The sequence below is a fragment of the Geodermatophilus sp. SYSU D00742 genome, assembly GCF_054049935.1.
This window is the reverse complement of the sequence record NZ_JBJGYJ010000028.1, coordinates 1-18,216: the sequence shown is the minus strand read 5'-3', so window position 1 is coordinate 18,216 and position 18,216 is coordinate 1. Positions and strand designations below refer to the sequence as shown.

Below are 18,216 nucleotides of genomic sequence, written 5' to 3'. Positions count from 1 at the left end.
GAGACCCCAGGTCCCCTCGCCGGGGGTCCGGACCCGGGCACCCGGGCTGCGGCCCGCGGGCGGCGCGGGCAGGGTGGGCCCGTGACCTCAGCTCTGCGCGCGCCCCAGGAGATCAGCGTCCCCGTCGAGGGCGGGGAGCTCGCCGCCCTGCACTGGCCGGCGTCCGCACCGGGGGCGCCCATCGCCGTCCTCCTGCACGGCATCACCGCCAACGCGATGGCGTGGGCCGCGGTGGCGCCGGCACTGGCCGGGGAGTTCGAGGTGGTGGCCCCCGACCTGCGCGGCCGGGCGCGCTCGGCCGGCCTCCCCGGCCCGTACGGCATCGAGGCGCACGCCGCCGACGTCGCCACGCTGGTCGACCGCCTCGGGGGCGACGCCGAGGGCGGCGCGGACGCCGCGGTCCTGGTGGGGCACTCGATGGGGGCGTTCGTCGCGGCGATGGCCGCCGCGGGGACGGCGCGGGACCGGGTGCACGGGCTCGTGCTGGTCGACGGCGGCCTCGCCTTCCCGCAGCCGCCCGGCGCCGACGTCGACGCGATGCTCGCCGCCGTCCTGGGACCGGCGCTGGACCGGCTGTCGACGACCTTCCCCGACCGGGCGGCCGTGCGCGGCTTCTGGGCGGCGCACCCGGCGGTCGGCCCGTGGGTTGACGACCCCGCCGTCGCCGCCTACCTGGACCGCGACCTGGTGGGCGAGCCACCGGCGCTGCGCAGCACCTGCGTCCCCGAGGCGGTGCGCGTGGACGGCGGCGACGTGCTGCTCAACGAGCGGGTCCTCGAGGCGACCACCGACCTGCCGGTGCCGGCCACCCTGCTGTGGGCCACCCGCGGGCTGCTCGACCAGACCCCCGGGCTCTACGACGAGCGCCGGCTGGCCGGCCTGGGACTGGAGCCCAGCGGCATCACGGCCCACGAGGTGCCGGACACCAACCACTACTCGATCCTGTGGGCCGCGCAGGGCGTGGCCGCGATCGCCGACGCCACCCGGGCCGCCGCCGCCCGGACCTGAGGTCAGGGCCGGCGGGCCACCGGCTGCACCAGGACCGGCCCCGGGACCGGCGGCGGCGGTCGGTCCTGCGCGTACAGGCGGACGGCCAGCAGGGCGACGTCGTCCTCGGTGCCCTCCCCCACCATCTCGGCGAGCAGGCGGTCGGCGAGCTCGTCGAGGGTCTCCTCCCGCGAGGCCGCCAGCAGCCGGCGCAACTGGTCCCGCCTGTCGTCGAGCAGGACACCCCGCCGCTCGAAGAGGCCGTCGGTGAACAGCAGCAGCGTCGCGCCGTCCGGGAGGACCACCTGGCCGCCGGCGCGGGGCCCGCGCCAGCCGATGCCCAGCGGCGGGCCCACGGGCGCGGAGAGGTCGGTGACCGTGCCGTCGGGGTTCAGCAGCATCGGCTCGGGGTGGCCGGCGGTGGCCCAGCGCAGTCGGCGCACCCCCGCCTCGCGGTCCTCCGGGGACTGCTCGACCCGGCAGACCAGCGCGGTGGCCATCGCGGGCACCGCCAGGCCGACCAGCGCGTGGTCGACCCGGCGCAGGACGCCGGCCGGCTCCTCCAGGCGGTCGAAGGCGATCGCCCGCACCAGGGTCTTGACCTGGCCCATCGCCGCGGCCGCCTCGATGTCGTGACCCATGACGTCGCCGATGACGACCACCGTGTCGCCGTCGGGCTGGAGGAACGAGTCGTACCAGTCACCGCCGATGGCCACCCCGCGGGTGGCGGCCCGGTAGCGGACGGCGAGCTGCATGTGGTCCGGCTGCACGGGCGGGGACAGCAGGCTGACCTGCAGTCGCTCGGCGACCTGCTGGTTGGCCAGGGCCAGCCGCGCGTTGTCCAGGGCCAGGGCGGCCCGGCGGGAGGCGATCTCCGCCGTCCGGAGCTCGGCCGGCGTGTGCGGCCCGCGTTCCGGGCCGTTGACCAGGGTGAACGCGCCGATGACCTCACCGCGGGCGACCAGCGGGAACGTGGCGACCGCCGCGGGCTGCAGGGCCTCGAGCAAGCGCCGGGCGTCGGCGTCGCTGACCATCCCCTCCACGTCCGCGGCGGTCAGCGCCTCGATGACCACCGGCCGGCCGCTGCGCAGGGACTGCGGCACCGGGGCGCTGGGCGCGTTGGAGCGCACCCGCGAGTCGGCGTAGCGGTGCATGACCTCGACCATGGCGGGGTCGCTGTGCGCCCGGCCGACGTCGCGCCGGGTGCCGTCGGGGTCGACGACGCTGACCAGGCACCAGTCGGCCAGCAGCGGGACCACGAGCTGCGCGAACCGGCCGACGGCCTCGTCCACGTCCACGGTGGAGGTCATGGCCAGGTTGATGTCGCCGAGGAGCATGAGGTGCCGGCCGGTCCGCTCCGCCTCCGCCGCGGCCCGGGAGCGCTCCTGCTCGGTGCGCCGCCGCTCGGTCACGTCGTCGTAGGTCACGACCAGCCCGGCGTCGGTGCGGAAGGCGTCGGCGCGGAACCACCGGTCCAGGGGCTCGAACCAGGCCTCGACGCTGCCCGACACCCCGGTCGCGCTGACCGTCCGGTAGAGCTCCTCGAACGGCCCGCCCACGGCCTGGGGGAACTCGGTCCACACGTCCCGGCCGAGCAGCTCCCCGACGGTGCGGTCGAGCACCCGTGCACCCGCGGGGTTGATGTAGCGGAACCGCCAGTCGGCGTCCAGGACGAACAGCGGTCGCTCCATCCCCTCGACGGCCTGCAGGAGCAGGCCGGGGTCGTGCGCCGCCTCCGGGTCCATGGTGATCACTCTGCCGCATCGCCCCCGTGCCCTCCGGCACGGCGGGCCCGGCGTCGCCCGGATGGGGGGCGGTCCCGCCGCGCCGGGGACGCTTGGCAGCCGGTCCGCGCGCTGCCACGATCCGGGAGCCCGCCCCGGCGGGCCGGTGCGGGGGGAACGCGCCGGGCAGTGCCGCCCGGAGTGCGCGACGGAGGAGGGGTGATCGGTGTGGACGACCGGTGCCCAGCCGCGGTGGCACCGACCGTCGTCCCGTTGACCGCCGTCCGGACGCCGCCCGAACCGGCGCTGTCCACCGCGGTGCTCGCGAGCGCGCCGGCCGCCCTGTGCTGTCTGGACCTCGCCCAGCGCGTCCGCTACGCCAACCGGGCGGCCGAGCGGCTGCTCGGCCGCCCCGCGGCCGAGCTCCTCGGCCGGCCGGTGGAGGACGTCGTGGCGCCCGGGGTCGCCGCCGCCGTCCGTACCGCCTGCGCCCAGGCGATGACCACCGGCCGGGCGGTCGCCGTGGAACTGCCCCCGGCCGGTGCCGGTGCCGACGCGCGGTGGACGGAGCTGCACGCCTGGCCCACCCCGGCCGGCCCGGCGTTCGCGTTCGTCGACATCACCGCCCGGCGGCGGGCCCAGCAGGCCGCCGAGGAGGCCTGGCAGGAGGCGGAACGGGCCGGCGCCCGGCTGGCGCTGCTGGCCGCGGTCAGCGCCGAGCTGGCCGGGGCCCGGGACGTCGAGTCGGCGTTGGGCGACCTGGCGCGCCTCGTGGTGCCCGACCTCGCCGACGGCTGCATCGTCACGGTGATCGACCGCGACGGCCGGGCGCGCGACGTGGGCTCCTGGCACGCCGACCCCGACCGCCGCGAGGTGGTGGCGCGCTACGCCGCGGTGCGGATGGAGACCCTGCCGGAGAGCTCACCGGTCGCCCGGGCGCTCCGGACGGGCACGGAGGCGCAGGAGTCGGTGGACGGCGTCCTCGGGCTCATGGTTCCCGGACCGGCGCGGGACCTGCTGGCCGCCCTGCGGCCGGCGTCGGCCGTCGTCCTCCCCCTCCCGGCCGGGGACCGTCCGGTCGGCGTGCTGACCCTCTACCTCGATCCGGGACGGTCCCTGGACGGCGACGACCTCGCCGCCGCCCGCGAGGTGGCCGACCGGGCCGGCCGCGCCGTGGACCGGGTGCACCGGCAGAGCCGCCAGGCGCAGCTGGCGGAGGTGCTGCAGCGCAGCCTGCTGACCGAGCCCCTCAGCGTGGACGGCGCCCGCCTGGAGGTGCGCTACGTGCCGGCCGCGGAGGCCGCCCAGGTCGGCGGCGACTGGTACGACGCCTTCCTGCACCCCGCCGGCGACCCGGTCCTGGTCATCGGCGACGTCGCCGGGCACGACACGGCCGCCGCCGCGGAGATGGGCCAGCTGCGGGGCCTGCTGCGCGGCATCGCGCACTACAGCGGCGCGGGGCCGGCCGAGGTGCTGCGCGGACTGGACGCCGCGATCGCGCACATGTACCCGGGCACTCTCGCCACCGCGGCCATCGCCCGCGTGGAGCGGGACGGCACCCTGCTGCGGTGGGCCAGCGCGGGGCACCCACCACCCCTGGTGGCCGACGCCGACGGAACGGTGAGCGTGCTGTCCCGGGGGCTCGGGGACCTGCTGCTCGGCGTGGACCCCCTCTCCCCCCGCCGGGAGTTCACCCTGCCGCTGCGCCCGGGGGCGACCGTGCTGCTCTACACCGACGGCCTGGTCGAGCGGCGCGACCGCGGCGTCGACGCGGGGGTGGCCCAGCTCCAGCAGCACCTGGGCGAGCTGGTGGGGCTGCCGCTGGACCAGCTCTGCGACGAGCTGCTGGCCCGCATGCTGGCCGGCGTCCCCGAGGACGACGTCGCGCTCACGGCCCTCCGCCTGCAGCCGCGGGGGCCGGCACCAGGCGGGCCGGCCACCGCGGGGTGAGACGCCTCACCCCGAGGGGGCGGAACCGTCGGGAGCACGATTGAGCCGGGGGTCGGGTGGGCACCCCTGTCCCGTCGGAGCCGACGACGACAGGAGAGGGCAGTGGGTCGACTAGCGTGGCCGGTGCGCCCGCTCCCGGACGGTCGTGGCGAGCTGTGGCGTTGGGACCTCCAGACGGTCGCCGAGCTCCCCGGCGCCCGGGCGGGCCTGCGCGCCCGGCTCGACGACGTGGGCGTCCCCCGGGACGACGACGGTCACGCGGCCGAGCAGCTGATCCTGGCCTTCGACGAACTCGCCTCCAACGCGCTGCGGCACGGGACGTCGCCCGTGGTCGCGACGGTCGTCGCCGGGAGCGGTGGGTGGCTGCTCGACGTCAGCGACCACGACCCGGAGACGATGCCGACGCCGGCGGTCGACCGGGACCCCGCGCAGGGCGGCCTGGGGCTCCACCTGGTGGCGCGGCTGGCGGTCGCGCACGGCTGGTACGTCGACGACGGGTGCAAGCACGTGTGGGCGTGCATGCCCACCGCGAACGGGGACCGCGAGCCCGCCTACAGCTGATGTTCCACGTGCAACCGGCCTCCGGCCGGTGGGCGCGCGCACGACGACGGCCCCGGGGCAGGTGCCCCGGGGCCGTCGTCGGTGTGCGCCCGGGGCGGCGGGAACCGGGATCCCCGCCGCCGCCCCGGGGCGTCCGTGCCGGCGTCAGCCGGCCGAGGGGACGACCAGCGAGAGCCCGCCCCTGCCGTAGCCGGGGATCTCGACCGCCAGGTCGACGCGGTTGAAGTCGGCCAGCATGCCGGCGATGTCGGCGGGCAGGTCGTCCCCCGGGGCGTACAGCGCGTACAGCTTCGAGTGCGGCGCACCCGGCACGTTGAACAGCGCCGAGAGCACGTTGACGACCTCGTGCAGCGCCTCGGTGAGCATGGTGGTCAGCTCACCGTCCTCCTCGACGGCGTCCTGGACGCCGCCGGGGGGCAGCAGCGCGAGGGCGCCACCGGTGTAGGCGGACAGGCCGAGGTCCATGACGCACAGGGCGTTCACGTCCATCGACGGGGAGACGTACACCGCCACCGAGACCGGCTCCTTCTCGGTCGGGGTGACCGGCGCGCCCGGCGTGACGGCGACCGGCTTGCCGACCAGGCCGGAGAGCATGTCCTTGACGGCCTTCGCGTCCGGCAGGCTGACGGCCAGCGGCGCGGTCACGCGATCACCCCGTCCAGGTTCTCGCGGAAGGTCTCCTCGGTGAAGGGCTTGGCGATGAGGAACAGCGCGCCGGCGTCGGCGGCCTTCTCCCGCATCTCGGCGGACCCCTCGGAGGTGACGAAGCCGAAGGGCACGCCGGAGCCGGACGACCGCAGTGCCTGCAGGCACTCGATGCCGGTCATGTTCGGCATGTTCCAGTCGGAGAGGACCAGGTCCGGGTTCTCGGCGTGGACCTTGTCATAGGCGTCACGGCCGTCCTCGGCCTCGACGATGTCGTGGTCGTCGTAGCCGGCCTGCCGCAGGGTCCGGATGACGATCTGCCGCATGACGCGGCTGTCGTCGGCGATCAGGATCTTCACAGGGGCACTCCGTTCTCGTACGAGGGGTCTGCGTCGCCGCCCGGGGCGGGGGTGCCCTGGACGGAGATGGTCAGGGGGCGGCCGCGCCACTGGGCGTCGACGCGGCAGGTGTCGGCCGGCGAGGGCACACCGGGGGCGGTACCGACCTCGGGGAGGCCGAGGACCGAGGGTCCGGGGAGCACGGCCTTGACGTTGCCGCCGACCACGTTGGCCAGCTCGCCGAGGGCGTCGGCGACGTCCTCGTCGTCCAGCACGGCCGGGGCGTGCTCGCGCAGCATCGCCACGGCCAGCTCCTCGGCGGTCGACCGGTCGCAGGTCAGGACGACGGTGCCGGTCCACGGGCCGACGATGTGGACCCACGAGCTGAGCGTGTCGGTGCCGAGCCCGCCCGGGAGCGGCACGAGGACCTCGTCCTCGCCCACGAGGGCGGCCCATGCCTGGTCGGCGATCTCCTCGATCGTGGCCTCGTCGATCAGCGAGGTGACGACCGGCGCCGGTGAGCTCGCCAGCCCGCTCACAGGGTGACCTCCTGGGGGAGCAGGCCGAGCAGCGCGAGCTTGTCGCGGATGGCGTCGGCGGTGAACGGCTTGAGGACGTACTCGTGGGCGCCGGCGGCCAGGGCCCGCACGATCTGGGACTGCTCCCCCTCGGAGGTGACCATCATCAGCGTCACCGCCCGCCAGGCGGGGTTGGCGCGGACGGCGGAGACGAACTGCAGCCCGTCCATCACCGGCATGTTCCAGTCGATCGTGCACAGCTCGGGCACCCATCCCTCGTGCAGCACGTCGAGCGCCTCCTGGCCGTGGCCGGCCTGGCGGGTCCCGTAGCCCAGGCCCCCCAGGGTCCCGCTCACGATGCGCCGCATGGCGCGTGAGTCGTCGATCACCAGAGCACGCACGTCAGGCCCCCTTCAGCGGGCGGTAGGCGGAGCTGCGGCCGATGACGACCCGCTCCCAGGAGTCGTCGACGCCGAGGGTCGTCTCCGCGGCGCCGAGGAAGAGCCACCCGTCGGGGCGCATGAGGGCGCGCACCCGGCGGAGGATCGCCTGCTTGGTCGGCAGGTCGAAGTAGATGAGGACGTTGCGGAGGTAGACCACGTCGAACGGGCCCATCCGCGGGAGCGGGGCGGCGAGGTTGCACTCGAAGGCGGTCACCATCCGCCGCAGGCCCGTGGCGACCTCCCACTCGGTGCCCACCCGGGTGAGGTGCCGCACCAGCATGGGCGCGGGCAGCCCCCGGTTGACCTCGAGCTGGCTGAACCGGCCGGCCCTGGTCCGCTCGACCATCTCGCGGGAGATGTCGGTCGCGGTGATGGAGACCCGGGCACCGGCGTTGGGCATCGCGTCCTCGAGCAGCATCGCGACCGTGTAGGCCTCCTGCCCGCTGGAGCAGGCCGCCGACCAGATCTGCAGCCGCTCGGCCGGGCCGCGCACGGCCAGCAGGGCGGGCAGCACCGTGGAGGTGAGGGCGGTGAACGGGTCGCCGTCCCGGAACCAGGAGGTCTCGTTGGTGGTGAGCGCCTCGACGATCCTCCGGGTCGACTCCGGGCTGGGGCGGGTGCGGACCGAGTCGACGAACTGGCCGACGTCGGGCAGGCCGAGCTGGCGGGCGATCGGCAGCAGCCGGGCCTCCACCAGGTACTCCTTGCCCGGGGCGAGCACGATCGCGCTCTCCCGGTGCACCAGCTGACGGACCCAGTCGAAGCTGGTGGCGGTGAGGGTCATCGCCGTCCTCCGACGGCCACCGGGGCGGGGGTGGTGGCGCGGGGCGGGGCCAGCCGCCGGTGGATCGACTCGGCGATGCGGTCGAGCGGGAGCACCTCGTCGGCGAAGCCGGCCGCGGCCACGGCACCGGGCATCCCCCACACCACCGAGGTGGCCTGGTCCTGGACGACGACGGCGCCACCGGACCCGCGGATGCGACCGGCACCGAGCCGGCCGTCGGAACCCATGCCGGTGAGCACGACACCGAGGACGGCGCCGTCGTAGGTCTCGACCGCGGAGCGGAACAGCGGGTCGACGGCCGGGCGGCAGAAGTTCTCCGGCGGACCCTGACTGAGCACGGTCTGCTGCCCACGCCCGGTGCTGCGGATGGTCAGGTGGTGGTCGCCGGGGGCGAGGTGGACCGTGCCGGGCACCAGCGGGGTGCCGTCGACGGCCTCGACGACGCGCAGGGCGCACAGCCGGTCCAGTCGCTGGGCGAACTGCCGGGTGAAGACCGGCGGCATGTGCTGGACGACCAGCACCGGCACCGGCAGGGAGGCCGGCAGCACCGGGAGCAGCTTCGCCAGCGCCTCGGGGCCGCCGGTGGAGGAGCCGATCACCAGGACGGCGGGCGCCTTGACCGCGCCCTGCCGCGGCGCCGGCGGGACGACCCGGGCCGGCGGGGGCACGACGCGGGCGGGACCGGGGGTCACGGGCCGGCCGGTCAGCGCCTTGATCTTGGGGATGAGCTGCTCGCGCACGCTCTCCATCGACTGCGCGACGCTGCCGACGTTGGCCGGCTTCGTGACGTACTCGTTGGCCCCGGCCGAGAGCGCGTCCAGTGTCGCCGCGGCGCCGCGCTCGGTCAGCGTGCTGAACATGATGATCGGCACCCGGCTGTGCCCTCGTCCCGCCCCACCACCCCCGGCACCGGCGCGGATGGCGCGGACCGCCTCGATGCCGTTCATCTCCGGCATCTCGATGTCCATCGTGACCAGGTCCGGCTTCAGCTGCTCGAGCTTGCCGACGGCGAGCCGGCCGTTGACCGCGGTGCCGACCACCTCGATCGCCGGGTCCTCGGACAGGACGTCGGTCACGATCTTGCGGACGACCACCGAGTCGTCGACGACCATCACCCGGATCGGGTCCATACGTCCTCCGTCTCCCCCCGGCCGGGCCGGCGGGCTGTGCAGTGCTGTCGTCGGTCGGCAGTCGCCCGGAGGCCGCGCGGGGCGCGGGGGCGCACCGCTCCGGCGCGGTACGTCCGAAGACGGTGCCTGTCCCCCGTGTTGTCGGCCCGTCCGCGCCACTCCTTGAGCCGATCCGACGAATTCCCGCCGCATTTTTCTGGGCCGCGGGAATGCGGTGAGCGACCATTTCACGCCATTTGTCGACAGGTCTCCGGTGCCGGCCCGTGCGACTCTCCGACCGGCGTCCCTCGGGCCGTCTGCAGGTGTCCAGCCGCACGGCTGGAGAGCAGCAGACATCCCTGGACGCGGGTGACGGCCCACCGGCGGGGTAGGCGGGGTGCATGGCGCTCCCCCGTGTCCTCGTCCTCGTCCTCGCCGGTGGCGCCGGCGGCCGCCTGGAGCTGCTGACCGATCAGCGCGCCAAGCCCGCCGTCCCGTTCGCCGGCGTGTACCGGCTCATCGACTTCCCGTTGAGCAACTGCCAGCACTCCCACGTCTCCGACGTGTGGGTCTCGGTGCAGTTCCACCCCACGTCCCTGGCGCAGCACCTGGCCAACGGCCGGCCGTGGGACCTCGACCGCACCACCGGCGGCCTGCTCACCCTGCCGCCGTACCAGGGCACCGAGCGGGGCGGCTGGGTGTCGGGCACGGCGGACTCGCTGTGGCGCTACGCGCCCCTCGTCCGCGACTTCGCCGCCGACGCGCTGGTCGTGGTCAGCGCGGACGCCGTCTACAAGCTGGACTACCGCGAGGTCGTCGACGAGCACCTGCAGTCCGGTGCCGAGGTGACGATGGTGACCACCGAGGTCGCCGAGGACGACGCCCCGCGCTACGGCATCGTGGAGGTGGGGGACGGCGACCGGATCCGGGACTACGCCTACAAGCCCGACCAGCCGCGCACGACGACCGCGACCAACGAGGTGTTCGTCTTCTCCCCCGGCCCGACGCTGGACCGGCTGGAGGCGCTGAGCACGGAGGTCGGCGAGGACGGCCTGGAGGACCTCGGCAGCCACCTGCTGCCGGCCCAGACGCGCGACGGCGGGGCCCGCGCGCACGCACTGGGCTCCTACTGGCGGGACGTGGGCACGATCCCGGCGTACTGGGCCGCGCACCAGGACTTCCTCTCCCCCGAGCCTCCGCTGGACCTCGACGACCCGCGGTGGCCCGTGCACACCCGCGGCGGCCGACACAGCTCCGGCCGGGTCCTGCGCGGCGCGGAGGTGGCGGGGAGCCTCGTCTCCGGTGGCACGCGGGTGGCCGGCCGGGTGAGCGGGTCGGTGCTCTCCCCCGGCGTCGTCGTGGAGGCCGGCGCCACCGTCGTCGACTCGGTGCTGCTGCCGGGGGCCCGCGTGTGTGCCGGCGCCACGGTCACCCGCGCGGTCCTCGACGACCGGGTGGAGGTCGGGGAGGGGGCGTCGGTCGGCGGGGACGGCGACATCACCCTGGTCGGCCGGGAGGCCACCGTCGCCCCGGGCACCGAGCTCCCCGCCGGCGCCCGCCACCCCGACCCCGACGAGGGGTAGGCGCAGCGCCCTCCCGGGCCGGGGACGGCAGGCGACCCGGAGTGGACCGGTCGCGGAGGCCCGGAGCGTCTCCGCGACCGGGACACGGGAGGGCTGCGCTCACCAGGGGGAGGGACCGTGCTCGCGGTGCGGTCCGGAGGACCGCGGAGCGCAGAGCACGGCGAGGGCGTCGGCGCCGAGCAGGTCGCCCATGACGATGCCCTGGACGCAGCCGGCGACCGCGTTCCACACCCCGGCGGCGGCCGCGGGGGCGTCGAGACCGCCGTCCACGAACGCCTGGACGGCGAGCAGCTGGGCGGTGGCGAGGGTGCGCGTACGGCCGGAGACGTGCGCGGCCCACGCCGCCTCGTGCATCGCGGTCGCCCACGGCCGGCGCTCGGCACGCGCGGCGTCGACCGCCGCCAGCCAGCGGGTCCGGCCCGCGGCGTCGAGTTCCCGCAGCCCGGTCAACAGCTCGGTGAGCTCGGCGGTGGCCGGGCCGAGGTCGGGCTCCGGCGTACCGACCATGCCCGCCGCCGTCGCGACGGCGAACGGCCCGGTGAGCTGGCGGTGGACCAGCGGCGGCAGCACCGCGGCGGCCCAGGAGCCGACGGCGGCGTCGGCGAGGACGTCGGCGGCCGCGGCCAGGACGTCCCGGTCGACCAGGGGGACGGCCGGGTGCTCGGGCCCCAGGACGTCCTCGCGGAGCACGCGCTCCACGGCGACGGCGTCCCCGATGGTGCTGCGCTCGAGCTGGGCGACGAGGGCTGCGGTGCGGTCGGTGCCGGGCAGGTCAGCGGCGGCAGAACGCACGTGCGGCACCGAGACGGCGAGCTCGCGGGCCTTGCGCGACCGGACGGCGAGCGCCGCCCGCTGCTCGCGGTCACGGCCGGCGCCCGGGTGCACGGTGGCCAACTGCCCGAGGGTGGCGGCGTCGGCCGCGAGCCCGGCGAGCAGGGCGTCGGCGACGGCCCGGCCGGCGGGCAGCCGGACGAGGTCGAAGCCGAGGGTGGCGGCACTGACCAGCGAGTAGGGCACGGCAGCGCCTCCCTTTCCACGTCCCCCGAGGTGAGGTCAGACCATGCTGACGGTGATCAGCAGGGAGCGCCACGTCACCGTCACCCGATCGCCGGACCCGGGGAGCGGTCGGCCTGCGTGTCCCCCGGGCGCCTGTCACCGGTCGGTCACGAGACGTGAGGGTCGCGGCTCAGTCGTCGTCCTCCCCCTCGTCGTCCTCCCCCTCGTCGTCCTCCCCCTCGTCGTCCTCCGCCTCGGTGCCGAGGACGCTCGCGTCGCCGGCGTCGACGGTGACCTCGTGCAGCGTCCCGTCGGCGCGGCGGACCTCGACCTCCCAGACGACGAAGCCGTCCTCGTCCTCCAGCTCGGCCTCGACGGCCTGCCCGCCGCCGAGCGACCCCACGGCGGCGGCCGTCGCGGCGGCCTCGTCGACGGAGGTCAGCTCGGCCAGCGCCCGCTGCTCCGCGGCGTCGTCCTCCGGGAGCGCAGACTCGTCCACCCGCACCGTGCCGGGGCGGGTCAGGTCGTCCCGCTCGCCGTCCCCGCCCGTGGCGACGGCGACCCCACCGGCCGCGGCGAGCACCGCGGCGGCCCCCGCGGTCACCACGGCGACCCGCTTCCGGATGTGCATGGACCGGCCCTCCTCGACGCACCCGGCCGGGCGCCGGTGCTCGGGGACCACGGTGCCCGCGCCGGATGAGGGGACGATGAGCCGCAACCGCGCGCCGTTCTCATCACTCCCTCATCGCCAGCTGTCACCCTCGGGGCATGCGGGTGCTGGTCGTCGAGGACTCCGTGAACATGCGTGACGTGCTCGCGCGGGGCCTCACCGAGGCGGGGCACGCGGTCGACGCGGTGGCCGACGGGGCGGCCGGGCTGGCCTGGGCGACGTCGGTGCTCTACGACGCCGTCGTGCTCGACGTGATGCTGCCGGGCATGGACGGCTTCGACGTGTGCCGGACGCTGCGGGACCGGCAGGTGTGGACGCCGGTGCTCATGCTGACCGCCCGCGACGCGGTCCCCGACCGGGTGCACGGGCTGGACTCCGGCGCCGACGACTACCTGGTCAAGCCGTTCGCCTTCACCGAGCTGCTGGGCCGGCTGCGCGCCCTCCAGCGCCGCGGCGCACCACCCCGGCCCGCCGTGCTGCGGTGCGGCCCGCTCTCCCTGGACCCGGCCGCACGCACCGTGGAGTGCCGTGGCGAGGAGGTGGAGCTCTCCCGGCGGGAGTACGCCCTGCTGGAGTTCCTCCTGCGCCACCCGGGGCAGGTGCTGTCGCGCAGCCAGATCCTCGAACAGGTGTGGGGTCACGACTACGACGGGCTGTCCAACGTGGTCGACGTCTACGTGAAGTACCTGAGGGACAAGATCGACCGGCGGTTCTCCCTCGACCTGGTGCAGACCGTCCGCGGCACCGGGTACCGGCTGGCCTGCACCGGGCCGGGGGTGTGACGGCGTGTCCCGGCTGCCGATCAGCGCGCGGATCGCGGCGCTCTCGGCCGCATCGCTCGCCGTCCTGCTGGCGCTCGTCGGCGTCGTCGTGCACCTCCAGCTCGGCACCGCGCTGCGCGCCGGCGTCGACCAGCGACTCGACGACCTCGCCGGCGCGCTCCCGGTCGGCCTGGACGGTCCCCAGCTGGACGAGGACCTGCTCGCCGTCGACCTCGACGACCGGATGGTCCAGCTGGTCGACGCGCAGGACCGCGTGGTCGGCACGGCCGGGGACGACGTCCCGGGCGTCCCCCTCCTCGGCGCCGCGGACCTCGACCGGGCCCGCGCGCGCGAGGACGTGCTCGGCACCGTCTCCGACGACGGGGACGGGCTGCGGGTGCTCGCGGTCCACGACGGGAACAACGGGCAGGTCGCCGTCCTCGCCGCCGAGCTCGACGACGTCGACGAGGCGCAGGACGCACTGGTCTCCGGGTACCTGCCGACCGCCGGGCTGGCCACCCTCCTGGCCGGCCTGCTGGGCTACGGCATCGCCCGCCGGGGGCTGGCCCCGCTCCGGCGGGCGACCGACGAGGCGCTGGCGATCAGCGCGGCGGACCTGTCCCGGCGGCTGTCCCCGCCCGTCCGCCCCGACGAGGCCGGCCGGCTGGTGCAGACCCTCAACGGGATGCTGGACCGGCTGGCCGCCGCGGTCGCCCGTGAGCGCCAGTTCACCGCCGACTGCAGCCACGAGCTGCGCACGCCCCTGGCCATCCTCACCGCGGAGGTGGAGCTGGCCCGCGACGGCGCCGAGGACCCCGACGTGCGGGCCGCCCTCGGCACCGCGCTGGAGGAGGCCGGCCGGCTGTCCGGGCTCATCGACGACCTGCTCGTGCTGGCCCGGGCCGACACCGGTCACCTGGAGATCGAGCGTCCCCTGGACCTCGACGACCTGGTCGAGCGGGTGGTCGGCCGGTTCGCCACCCTCGCCGCACGGCGCGGCGTCCGGCTGCAGGCCGGCGGTGCGGCGGTGGTGCGCGGCGACCCCGCAGGCGTGGAGCGGGCGGTGGCCAACCTCGTCGACAACGCGCTGCGGCACACCCCCGACGGCGGGTCCGTCACCGTCGAGGTCCAGGCCACCGGTCCGGCCAGCGCCGAGGTCAGGGTGCGCGACACCGGCCCCGGCGTCCCGACCGACCGGCTGCCCGTGCTCTTCGACCGGTTCAGCCGCGTGGACGACGCCCGGCACGAGCCCGGCGGCGCCGGCCTGGGCCTGGCCATCGTCGCCGCGGTCGCCACCGCGCACGGCGGCCGCGTGTCCGCCGCCAACGGCGGGTCCGGCGGCCTGACCGTCACGCTCGCGCTCGGCGCGGCCGGCGAGCCCGCCCACCACGGCGGACGCCGGTGACGCACCTGCCCTCCCCCAGCACAGCACCGACCACCGAGGAGCCCAGGAACATGACCGCACCGCCCTCCCCCGGCGAGGAGCACCTGCCGCAGCCGTCACGGACCCAGCCGCCGCTGCGCGCCTCCGACGCCGACCGGGAGGGCGTCGTGCGCGTCCTCCGGGACGCCACCGCGCGCGGGCAGCTGACCCTCGACGAGTGCGACGAGCGCATGGCGACGGCCTACGGGGCCCGCTTCCAGCGGGACCTCGTGCCGCTCACCGCGGACCTGACGCCCGCCGGGCCCGTGCCGGTGGCCCCGGGGTGGCGGGCGCTGTCCGCGCTCGCCGTCCTCCAGGCCCGCTCGTCGCTGGCGGCGCTGCCCGGCGGTGCCGTCCTCCGGTCGCGGCCCGCGCTGGCCGTCGTCCTCGTGCTGCTGGTCGTCGTCCCGCTGCTGGGGGCCGAGGAGCTGCTGGAGTGGGAGCTGCTCGACGACTGACCCCCGGACGCCGGGACCCCCGGCTGGACGGCCCTCCGGAGAGAGGGGCCGCCCGACCGGGGGTCGGGGAGGCAGGGCGACGGCCGCCGGGGAAGTCCGGCCGCGCCCGGGTCGGGGTGGGGCTAGGCGCTGACCGCCTTCTGGACGTCGAGCGCGAGGAGCAGCTGCCCGTCGAGCTTGAACGCGCCGCGGATCAGCTCGCGGGCCGACCCGTCGAGCGTGTCCGGCGGCGCCTCGAAGTCGGCCGGGTCGACGTCGACGACGTCGGCGATCGCGTCGACGAGCAGGCTGACCGCCTCCCCGTGCAGGCGGACGACGATCACCACCGCGTCGGTGCCCTCGGGGCGGGGCGGGCGCCCCAGCCGCTCCCGCAGCTCGATCGCGGTCACCACCTGGCCGCGCAGGTTGATCAGGCCGGCGACGGCGGCGGGCGCGAGCGGCACCCGGGTGAGGCCCTGGCTCTTCAGGACCTCCTGCACGTGCGCCACCTCGATGCCGTAGAGGTCGCCGTCCAGCCAGAAGGTGGCCAGCTGGCCGCCGATGACCGGGGCCTCGGTCGCGGTCGTCATCGTCAGGCCTCCAGGAGGGACGCGGGGACGCCGGCCGGCGTCACGGGGGCGGAGTAGAAGGCGGGGTCGGCGGCGAGGATGGCCGCGCGGACGTCGAGCAGCTCGGTCACCCGGTCGCCGAGGACGGCGGAGCCGAGCAGGCCCATGTCGTCGATGTCGCTGCGCACGGCGGCCTCGCCGTCCACGATGTCGAGGATCTCCTCGACCACGATGGCGACGCTGCGCCCGTGGTCGCTGTAGACGATGACCTCGAGGACGTCGCGGTCGCTCTCGCCGTAGGCGCCCAGGTGCCGGTCGAGGCGCACCATCGGCAGGATGGCGCCGCGGTACTGGACGACCTCGCGGTTGCCGACCCGCTCGACGGACTCGGTGCGCACCTGCTCGAGGCGGGTGACGGTGTCCAGGGGGATGGCCACCCGCCGTCCGCCGCCGATCGCGGCCAGCAGCATCCGCTGACGGTCGCCGTCGGTGGCCGCCGCGTGCAGGGCCGCCTCGCGGGACTCCTGGCGCTCGCTGGTCTCGGTGCGCAGCGCCCGCCGGGCGAGGGCCTGGACGTCGAGGATGAGCGCCACGGTGCCGTCCCCGAGGACGGTGGCGCCCGAGTAGAGGCCGATCGCCTTGAGCTGGCCGCCGACGGCCTTGACGACGATCTCCTCGGTGTTGATGACCCGGTCGACGACGAGGCCGAAGCGGCGCCCCTCCGAGCGGAGGACGGCGATGACCACGTGCCCGTCGTGCCGGTCGGAGGTCAGCCCGAGGACGTCGGTGAGCCGCACCAGGGGCAGCAGCTCGCCGCGCAGCCGGTAGACCGGCGCGCCGCCGACCTCCTCGACCGCGGTGGCGGCCTTCTCGGCGTCCAGGGAGACCAGCTCCTGCAGGCTGATCTGCGGGATGGCGTAGCGGTCGCCGGCGCACTCGACGGTCAGCGCGGGGACGATCGCCAGCGTCAGCGGGATCCGCAGCCGGCAGACGGTGCCCTCGCCGGGCACCGACTCGACCTCGATGGTGCCGCCGATGGACTCGATGTTGGTCTTGACCACGTCCATGCCGACGCCGCGGCCGGAGACGTTGGTGACGGCGGCCGCGGTGGAGAACCCGGGCAGGAAGATCATCTGCAGGACGTCCGCCGGGCTGGTCCGGCTCAACGCGTCGGCGCTGATCAGGCCGCGCTCGACGGCCTTGGCGCCGACCCTCGCGGGGTCGATGCCGGCGCCGTCGTCGGCGACCTCCACCACGACCTGGCCGCTCTCGTGCTTGGCCCGCAGGGTCAGGACGCCCTCGGCCGGCTTGCCGGCGGCGCGGCGGCCCTCGGGGGCCTCGATGCCGTGGTCGACGGAGTTGCGGACCAGGTGGGTCAGCGGGTCCTTGACCGCCTCGAGCAGCGTCTTGTCGAGCTCGGTGTCGCGGCCCTCCATCTCCAGGCGGACGCTCTTCCCGCACTGCAGGCCCAGGTCGCGGACGACGCGCGGCAGCTTGGACCAGATGTGGTCGATCGGCTGCATGCGCGTCTTCATGACGCCCTCCTGCAGCTCGCTGGCGATCAGGTTCAGCCGCTGCGAGGCGCGCACCAGGTCGGTGTCGTTGGAGCGGCCGACGTACTGGACGATCTGGTTGCGGGTGAGCACCAGCTCCCCGACCAGCAGCATCAGCTCGTCGAGCAGGTCGACGTCCACCCGGATCGTGCTGTCGGCGACGGCCCGGCGGGCCTGCCCGCCGGCGTTGTCGGCGGTGGGGCCGGCCTCGCCCTCGGCGGGCTCGGTCGTCTCGACCGCCGGCTCGGGCCGGGGCGCGGGGATCTCGGACACGGGCGCGGGCGCCTCGGCGACGAGGGCCGCGGGATCGGGGGCGGCGACGGCGGGGGCGATCTCGACGGCGGGGGAGTCCTCCATCGCCGCGCTGATCGCGGCGACGACGGCGGAGACGTCGACCGAGCCCTCGCCGCCGGTGGCCTCGATCGAGGCGAGCAGGGAGCGGACCGTGTCCACCATCTGGAGCAGCACGCTGGTCCGGGTGGGGGTCAGCGCGAGCGCGCCGTCCCGCAGCCGGGAGAGCATGTTCTCGCCGACGTGGGTGACCTCCTCCAGGCGGTGGAAGGCCAGGAAGCCGCTGGTGCCCTTGATCGTGTGGATCGTCCGGAAGATGCTCGAGAGCCGCTCCCGCGAGTCCGGCTCCTGCTCCAGGGCGACCAGGTCGGTGTCCAGCTGGTCGAGGTTCTCGTGGCTCTCGACCAGGAACTCCTCGACGATGTCGTCCAGACCGTCCACGTTGCTCTTCTCTCTCGATCCGGCGCTGCACGCGCTCCGGGTGGTACATCGGCGGGGAGTGCCCGCGGGTCAAGCCCAACGAGTGGGCCTGACCCGCGGGACGGGACCAGGCGGGGGGCGGGCACCCCCGCCCGTCAGTAGGTGAAGCGCGAGACCCCGGACCGCAGGTCGGCGGCCATGCGGGAGAGTTCGTCCACGGCGGTGCGGGTCTGGGACAACGCCTGGGTGGTCGCGTCGGCGGCACCGGAGACACCGGTGATGTTCGCGGCGATCTGGCCGGTGCCCTGCGCGGCCTCCTGCACCGACCGCGACATCTCGCTGGTGGTCGCGGTCTGCTCCTCCACCGCCGAGGCGATGGTGGTCTGCCGGTCGGAGATCTGCGCCACGATCGTGCTGATCTCCTCGATCGCGGTCACCGCCGCGGTCGTGTCGT

General features: G+C 75.7%; 18 protein-coding genes and 1 pseudogene. 7 read left to right on the top strand and 12 right to left on the bottom strand.

What is annotated here, in order from left to right; all coding sequences use genetic code 11:
* The first annotated feature begins 81 nt into the window (after positions 1–81).
* Positions 82–1,008, top strand: a complete 927-nt coding sequence (locus ACI78V_RS17350) for an alpha/beta hydrolase (protein ID WP_456852956.1) — start codon at positions 82–84, stop codon at positions 1,006–1,008.
* 2 nt (positions 1,009–1,010) lie between these two features.
* Here the strand turns inward: ACI78V_RS17350 and ACI78V_RS17345 are convergent, their stop codons facing one another.
* On the bottom strand, positions 1,011–2,732 hold the full coding sequence (locus ACI78V_RS17345; RefSeq protein WP_456852954.1) for a SpoIIE family protein phosphatase: 1,722 nt from the start codon (positions 2,730–2,732) through the stop codon (positions 1,011–1,013).
* A 252-nt stretch (positions 2,733–2,984) separates the two neighbouring features.
* Here ACI78V_RS17345 and ACI78V_RS17340 point away from each other — a divergent pair, with 252 nt between their 5' ends.
* Both ACI78V_RS17340 and ACI78V_RS17335 read left to right on the top strand, forming a co-directional pair.
* A complete protein-coding gene (locus ACI78V_RS17340) occupies positions 2,985–4,661 on the top strand; it encodes a SpoIIE family protein phosphatase (protein ID WP_456852952.1) in 1,677 nt (558 codons plus the stop codon).
* A gap of 123 nt (positions 4,662–4,784) precedes the next feature.
* Positions 4,785–5,222: an ATP-binding protein gene (locus ACI78V_RS17335; protein WP_456852951.1), complete on the top strand. Its 438-nt coding sequence runs from the start codon at positions 4,785–4,787 to the stop codon at positions 5,220–5,222.
* Between the two features lie 144 nt (positions 5,223–5,366).
* Here ACI78V_RS17335 and ACI78V_RS17330 read toward each other — a convergent pair whose 3' ends face one another.
* Genes ACI78V_RS17330 through ACI78V_RS17305 form a run of 6 tightly spaced genes read right to left on the bottom strand, consistent with a single transcriptional unit; the run spans position 5,367 to position 9,080 of the window.
* Positions 5,367–5,867, bottom strand: coding sequence for a hypothetical protein (locus ACI78V_RS17330; protein ID WP_456852949.1), 501 nt, complete (start codon positions 5,865–5,867; stop codon positions 5,367–5,369).
* On the bottom strand, positions 5,864–6,226 hold the full coding sequence (locus tag ACI78V_RS17325) for a response regulator (protein ID WP_456852947.1): 363 nt from the start codon (positions 6,224–6,226) through the stop codon (positions 5,864–5,866). Before ACI78V_RS17325 ends, ACI78V_RS17330 begins: the two co-directional genes overlap by 4 nt.
* Entirely contained in the window at positions 6,223–6,744 is a 522-nt protein-coding gene (locus ACI78V_RS17320; protein WP_456852945.1) for a chemotaxis protein CheX, read from the bottom strand. Before ACI78V_RS17320 ends, ACI78V_RS17325 begins: the two co-directional genes overlap by 4 nt.
* The gene (locus ACI78V_RS17315; protein ID WP_456852943.1) at positions 6,741–7,124 is read right to left on the bottom strand and encodes a response regulator; all 384 of its coding nucleotides are present in this window, start codon (positions 7,122–7,124) and stop codon (positions 6,741–6,743) included. Before ACI78V_RS17315 ends, ACI78V_RS17320 begins: the two co-directional genes overlap by 4 nt.
* A gap of 1 nt (position 7,125) precedes the next feature.
* A complete protein-coding gene (locus tag ACI78V_RS17310; protein ID WP_456852941.1) occupies positions 7,126–7,950 on the bottom strand; it encodes a CheR family methyltransferase in 825 nt (274 codons plus the stop codon).
* Positions 7,947–9,080 (bottom strand): protein-glutamate methylesterase/protein-glutamine glutaminase, encoded by a 1,134-nt coding sequence (locus ACI78V_RS17305; protein WP_456852939.1) that lies wholly within the window; start codon positions 9,078–9,080, stop codon positions 7,947–7,949. Before ACI78V_RS17305 ends, ACI78V_RS17310 begins: the two co-directional genes overlap by 4 nt.
* A gap of 380 nt (positions 9,081–9,460) precedes the next feature.
* On the opposite strand from ACI78V_RS17305, the gene ACI78V_RS17300 reads away from it, so the two are divergent.
* A complete protein-coding gene (locus ACI78V_RS17300; protein ID WP_456852937.1) occupies positions 9,461–10,642 on the top strand; it encodes a glucose-1-phosphate adenylyltransferase family protein in 1,182 nt (393 codons plus the stop codon).
* Positions 10,643–10,741: 99 nt separating this feature from the next.
* On the opposite strand, the gene ACI78V_RS17295 is transcribed toward ACI78V_RS17300, so the two are convergent.
* Entirely contained in the window at positions 10,742–11,659 is a 918-nt protein-coding gene (locus ACI78V_RS17295; RefSeq protein ID WP_456852935.1) for a hypothetical protein, read from the bottom strand.
* A 169-nt stretch (positions 11,660–11,828) separates the two neighbouring features.
* Positions 11,829–12,269, bottom strand: coding sequence for a PepSY domain-containing protein (locus tag ACI78V_RS17290; protein ID WP_456852933.1), 441 nt, complete (start codon positions 12,267–12,269; stop codon positions 11,829–11,831).
* A gap of 137 nt (positions 12,270–12,406) precedes the next feature.
* On the opposite strand from ACI78V_RS17290, the gene ACI78V_RS17285 reads away from it, so the two are divergent.
* The 3 genes from ACI78V_RS17285 to ACI78V_RS17275 are packed head-to-tail and all read left to right on the top strand — an operon-like array spanning position 12,407 to position 14,950.
* Positions 12,407–13,090, top strand: coding sequence for a response regulator transcription factor (locus ACI78V_RS17285; RefSeq protein ID WP_456852931.1), 684 nt, complete (start codon positions 12,407–12,409; stop codon positions 13,088–13,090).
* 4 nt (positions 13,091–13,094) lie between these two features.
* Positions 13,095–14,474: a sensor histidine kinase gene (locus ACI78V_RS17280; protein ID WP_456852929.1), complete on the top strand. Its 1,380-nt coding sequence runs from the start codon at positions 13,095–13,097 to the stop codon at positions 14,472–14,474.
* Between the two features lie 50 nt (positions 14,475–14,524).
* Positions 14,525–14,950, top strand: coding sequence for a DUF1707 SHOCT-like domain-containing protein (locus ACI78V_RS17275; RefSeq protein ID WP_456852927.1), 426 nt, complete (start codon positions 14,525–14,527; stop codon positions 14,948–14,950).
* A 122-nt stretch (positions 14,951–15,072) separates the two neighbouring features.
* On the opposite strand, the gene ACI78V_RS17270 is transcribed toward ACI78V_RS17275, so the two are convergent.
* From ACI78V_RS17270 to ACI78V_RS17260, 3 genes and pseudogenes are all read right to left on the bottom strand, one after another.
* The gene (locus ACI78V_RS17270) at positions 15,073–15,519 is read right to left on the bottom strand and encodes a chemotaxis protein CheW (RefSeq protein WP_456852925.1); all 447 of its coding nucleotides are present in this window, start codon (positions 15,517–15,519) and stop codon (positions 15,073–15,075) included.
* Positions 15,520–15,521: 2 nt separating this feature from the next.
* A complete protein-coding gene (locus ACI78V_RS17265; protein ID WP_456852923.1) occupies positions 15,522–17,783 on the bottom strand; it encodes a chemotaxis protein CheA in 2,262 nt (753 codons plus the stop codon).
* A 134-nt stretch (positions 17,784–17,917) separates the two neighbouring features.
* Positions 17,918–18,216: pseudogene (locus tag ACI78V_RS17260) on the bottom strand (methyl-accepting chemotaxis protein); the annotation flags it as partial.

Excerpts from the sequence above, each read along its gene's own strand:
- ACI78V_RS17305 (WP_456852939.1), bottom strand. The coding sequence starts at position 9,080 with ATGGACCCGATCCGGGTGATGGTCGTCGACGACTCGGTGGTCGTCCGC.
- ACI78V_RS17300 (WP_456852937.1), top strand. The coding sequence starts at position 9,461 with ATGGCGCTCCCCCGTGTCCTCGTCCTCGTCCTCGCCGGTGGCGCCGGC.
- ACI78V_RS17270 (WP_456852925.1), bottom strand. The coding sequence starts at position 15,519 with ATGACGACCGCGACCGAGGCCCCGGTCATCGGCGGCCAGCTGGCCACC.
- ACI78V_RS17310 (WP_456852941.1), bottom strand. The coding sequence starts at position 7,950 with ATGACCCTCACCGCCACCAGCTTCGACTGGGTCCGTCAGCTGGTGCAC.
- ACI78V_RS17275 (WP_456852927.1), top strand. The coding sequence starts at position 14,525 with ATGACCGCACCGCCCTCCCCCGGCGAGGAGCACCTGCCGCAGCCGTCA.
- ACI78V_RS17285 (WP_456852931.1), top strand. The coding sequence starts at position 12,407 with ATGCGGGTGCTGGTCGTCGAGGACTCCGTGAACATGCGTGACGTGCTC.
- ACI78V_RS17345 (WP_456852954.1), bottom strand. The coding sequence starts at position 2,732 with ATGGACCCGGAGGCGGCGCACGACCCCGGCCTGCTCCTGCAGGCCGTC.
- ACI78V_RS17290 (WP_456852933.1), bottom strand. The coding sequence starts at position 12,269 with ATGCACATCCGGAAGCGGGTCGCCGTGGTGACCGCGGGGGCCGCCGCG.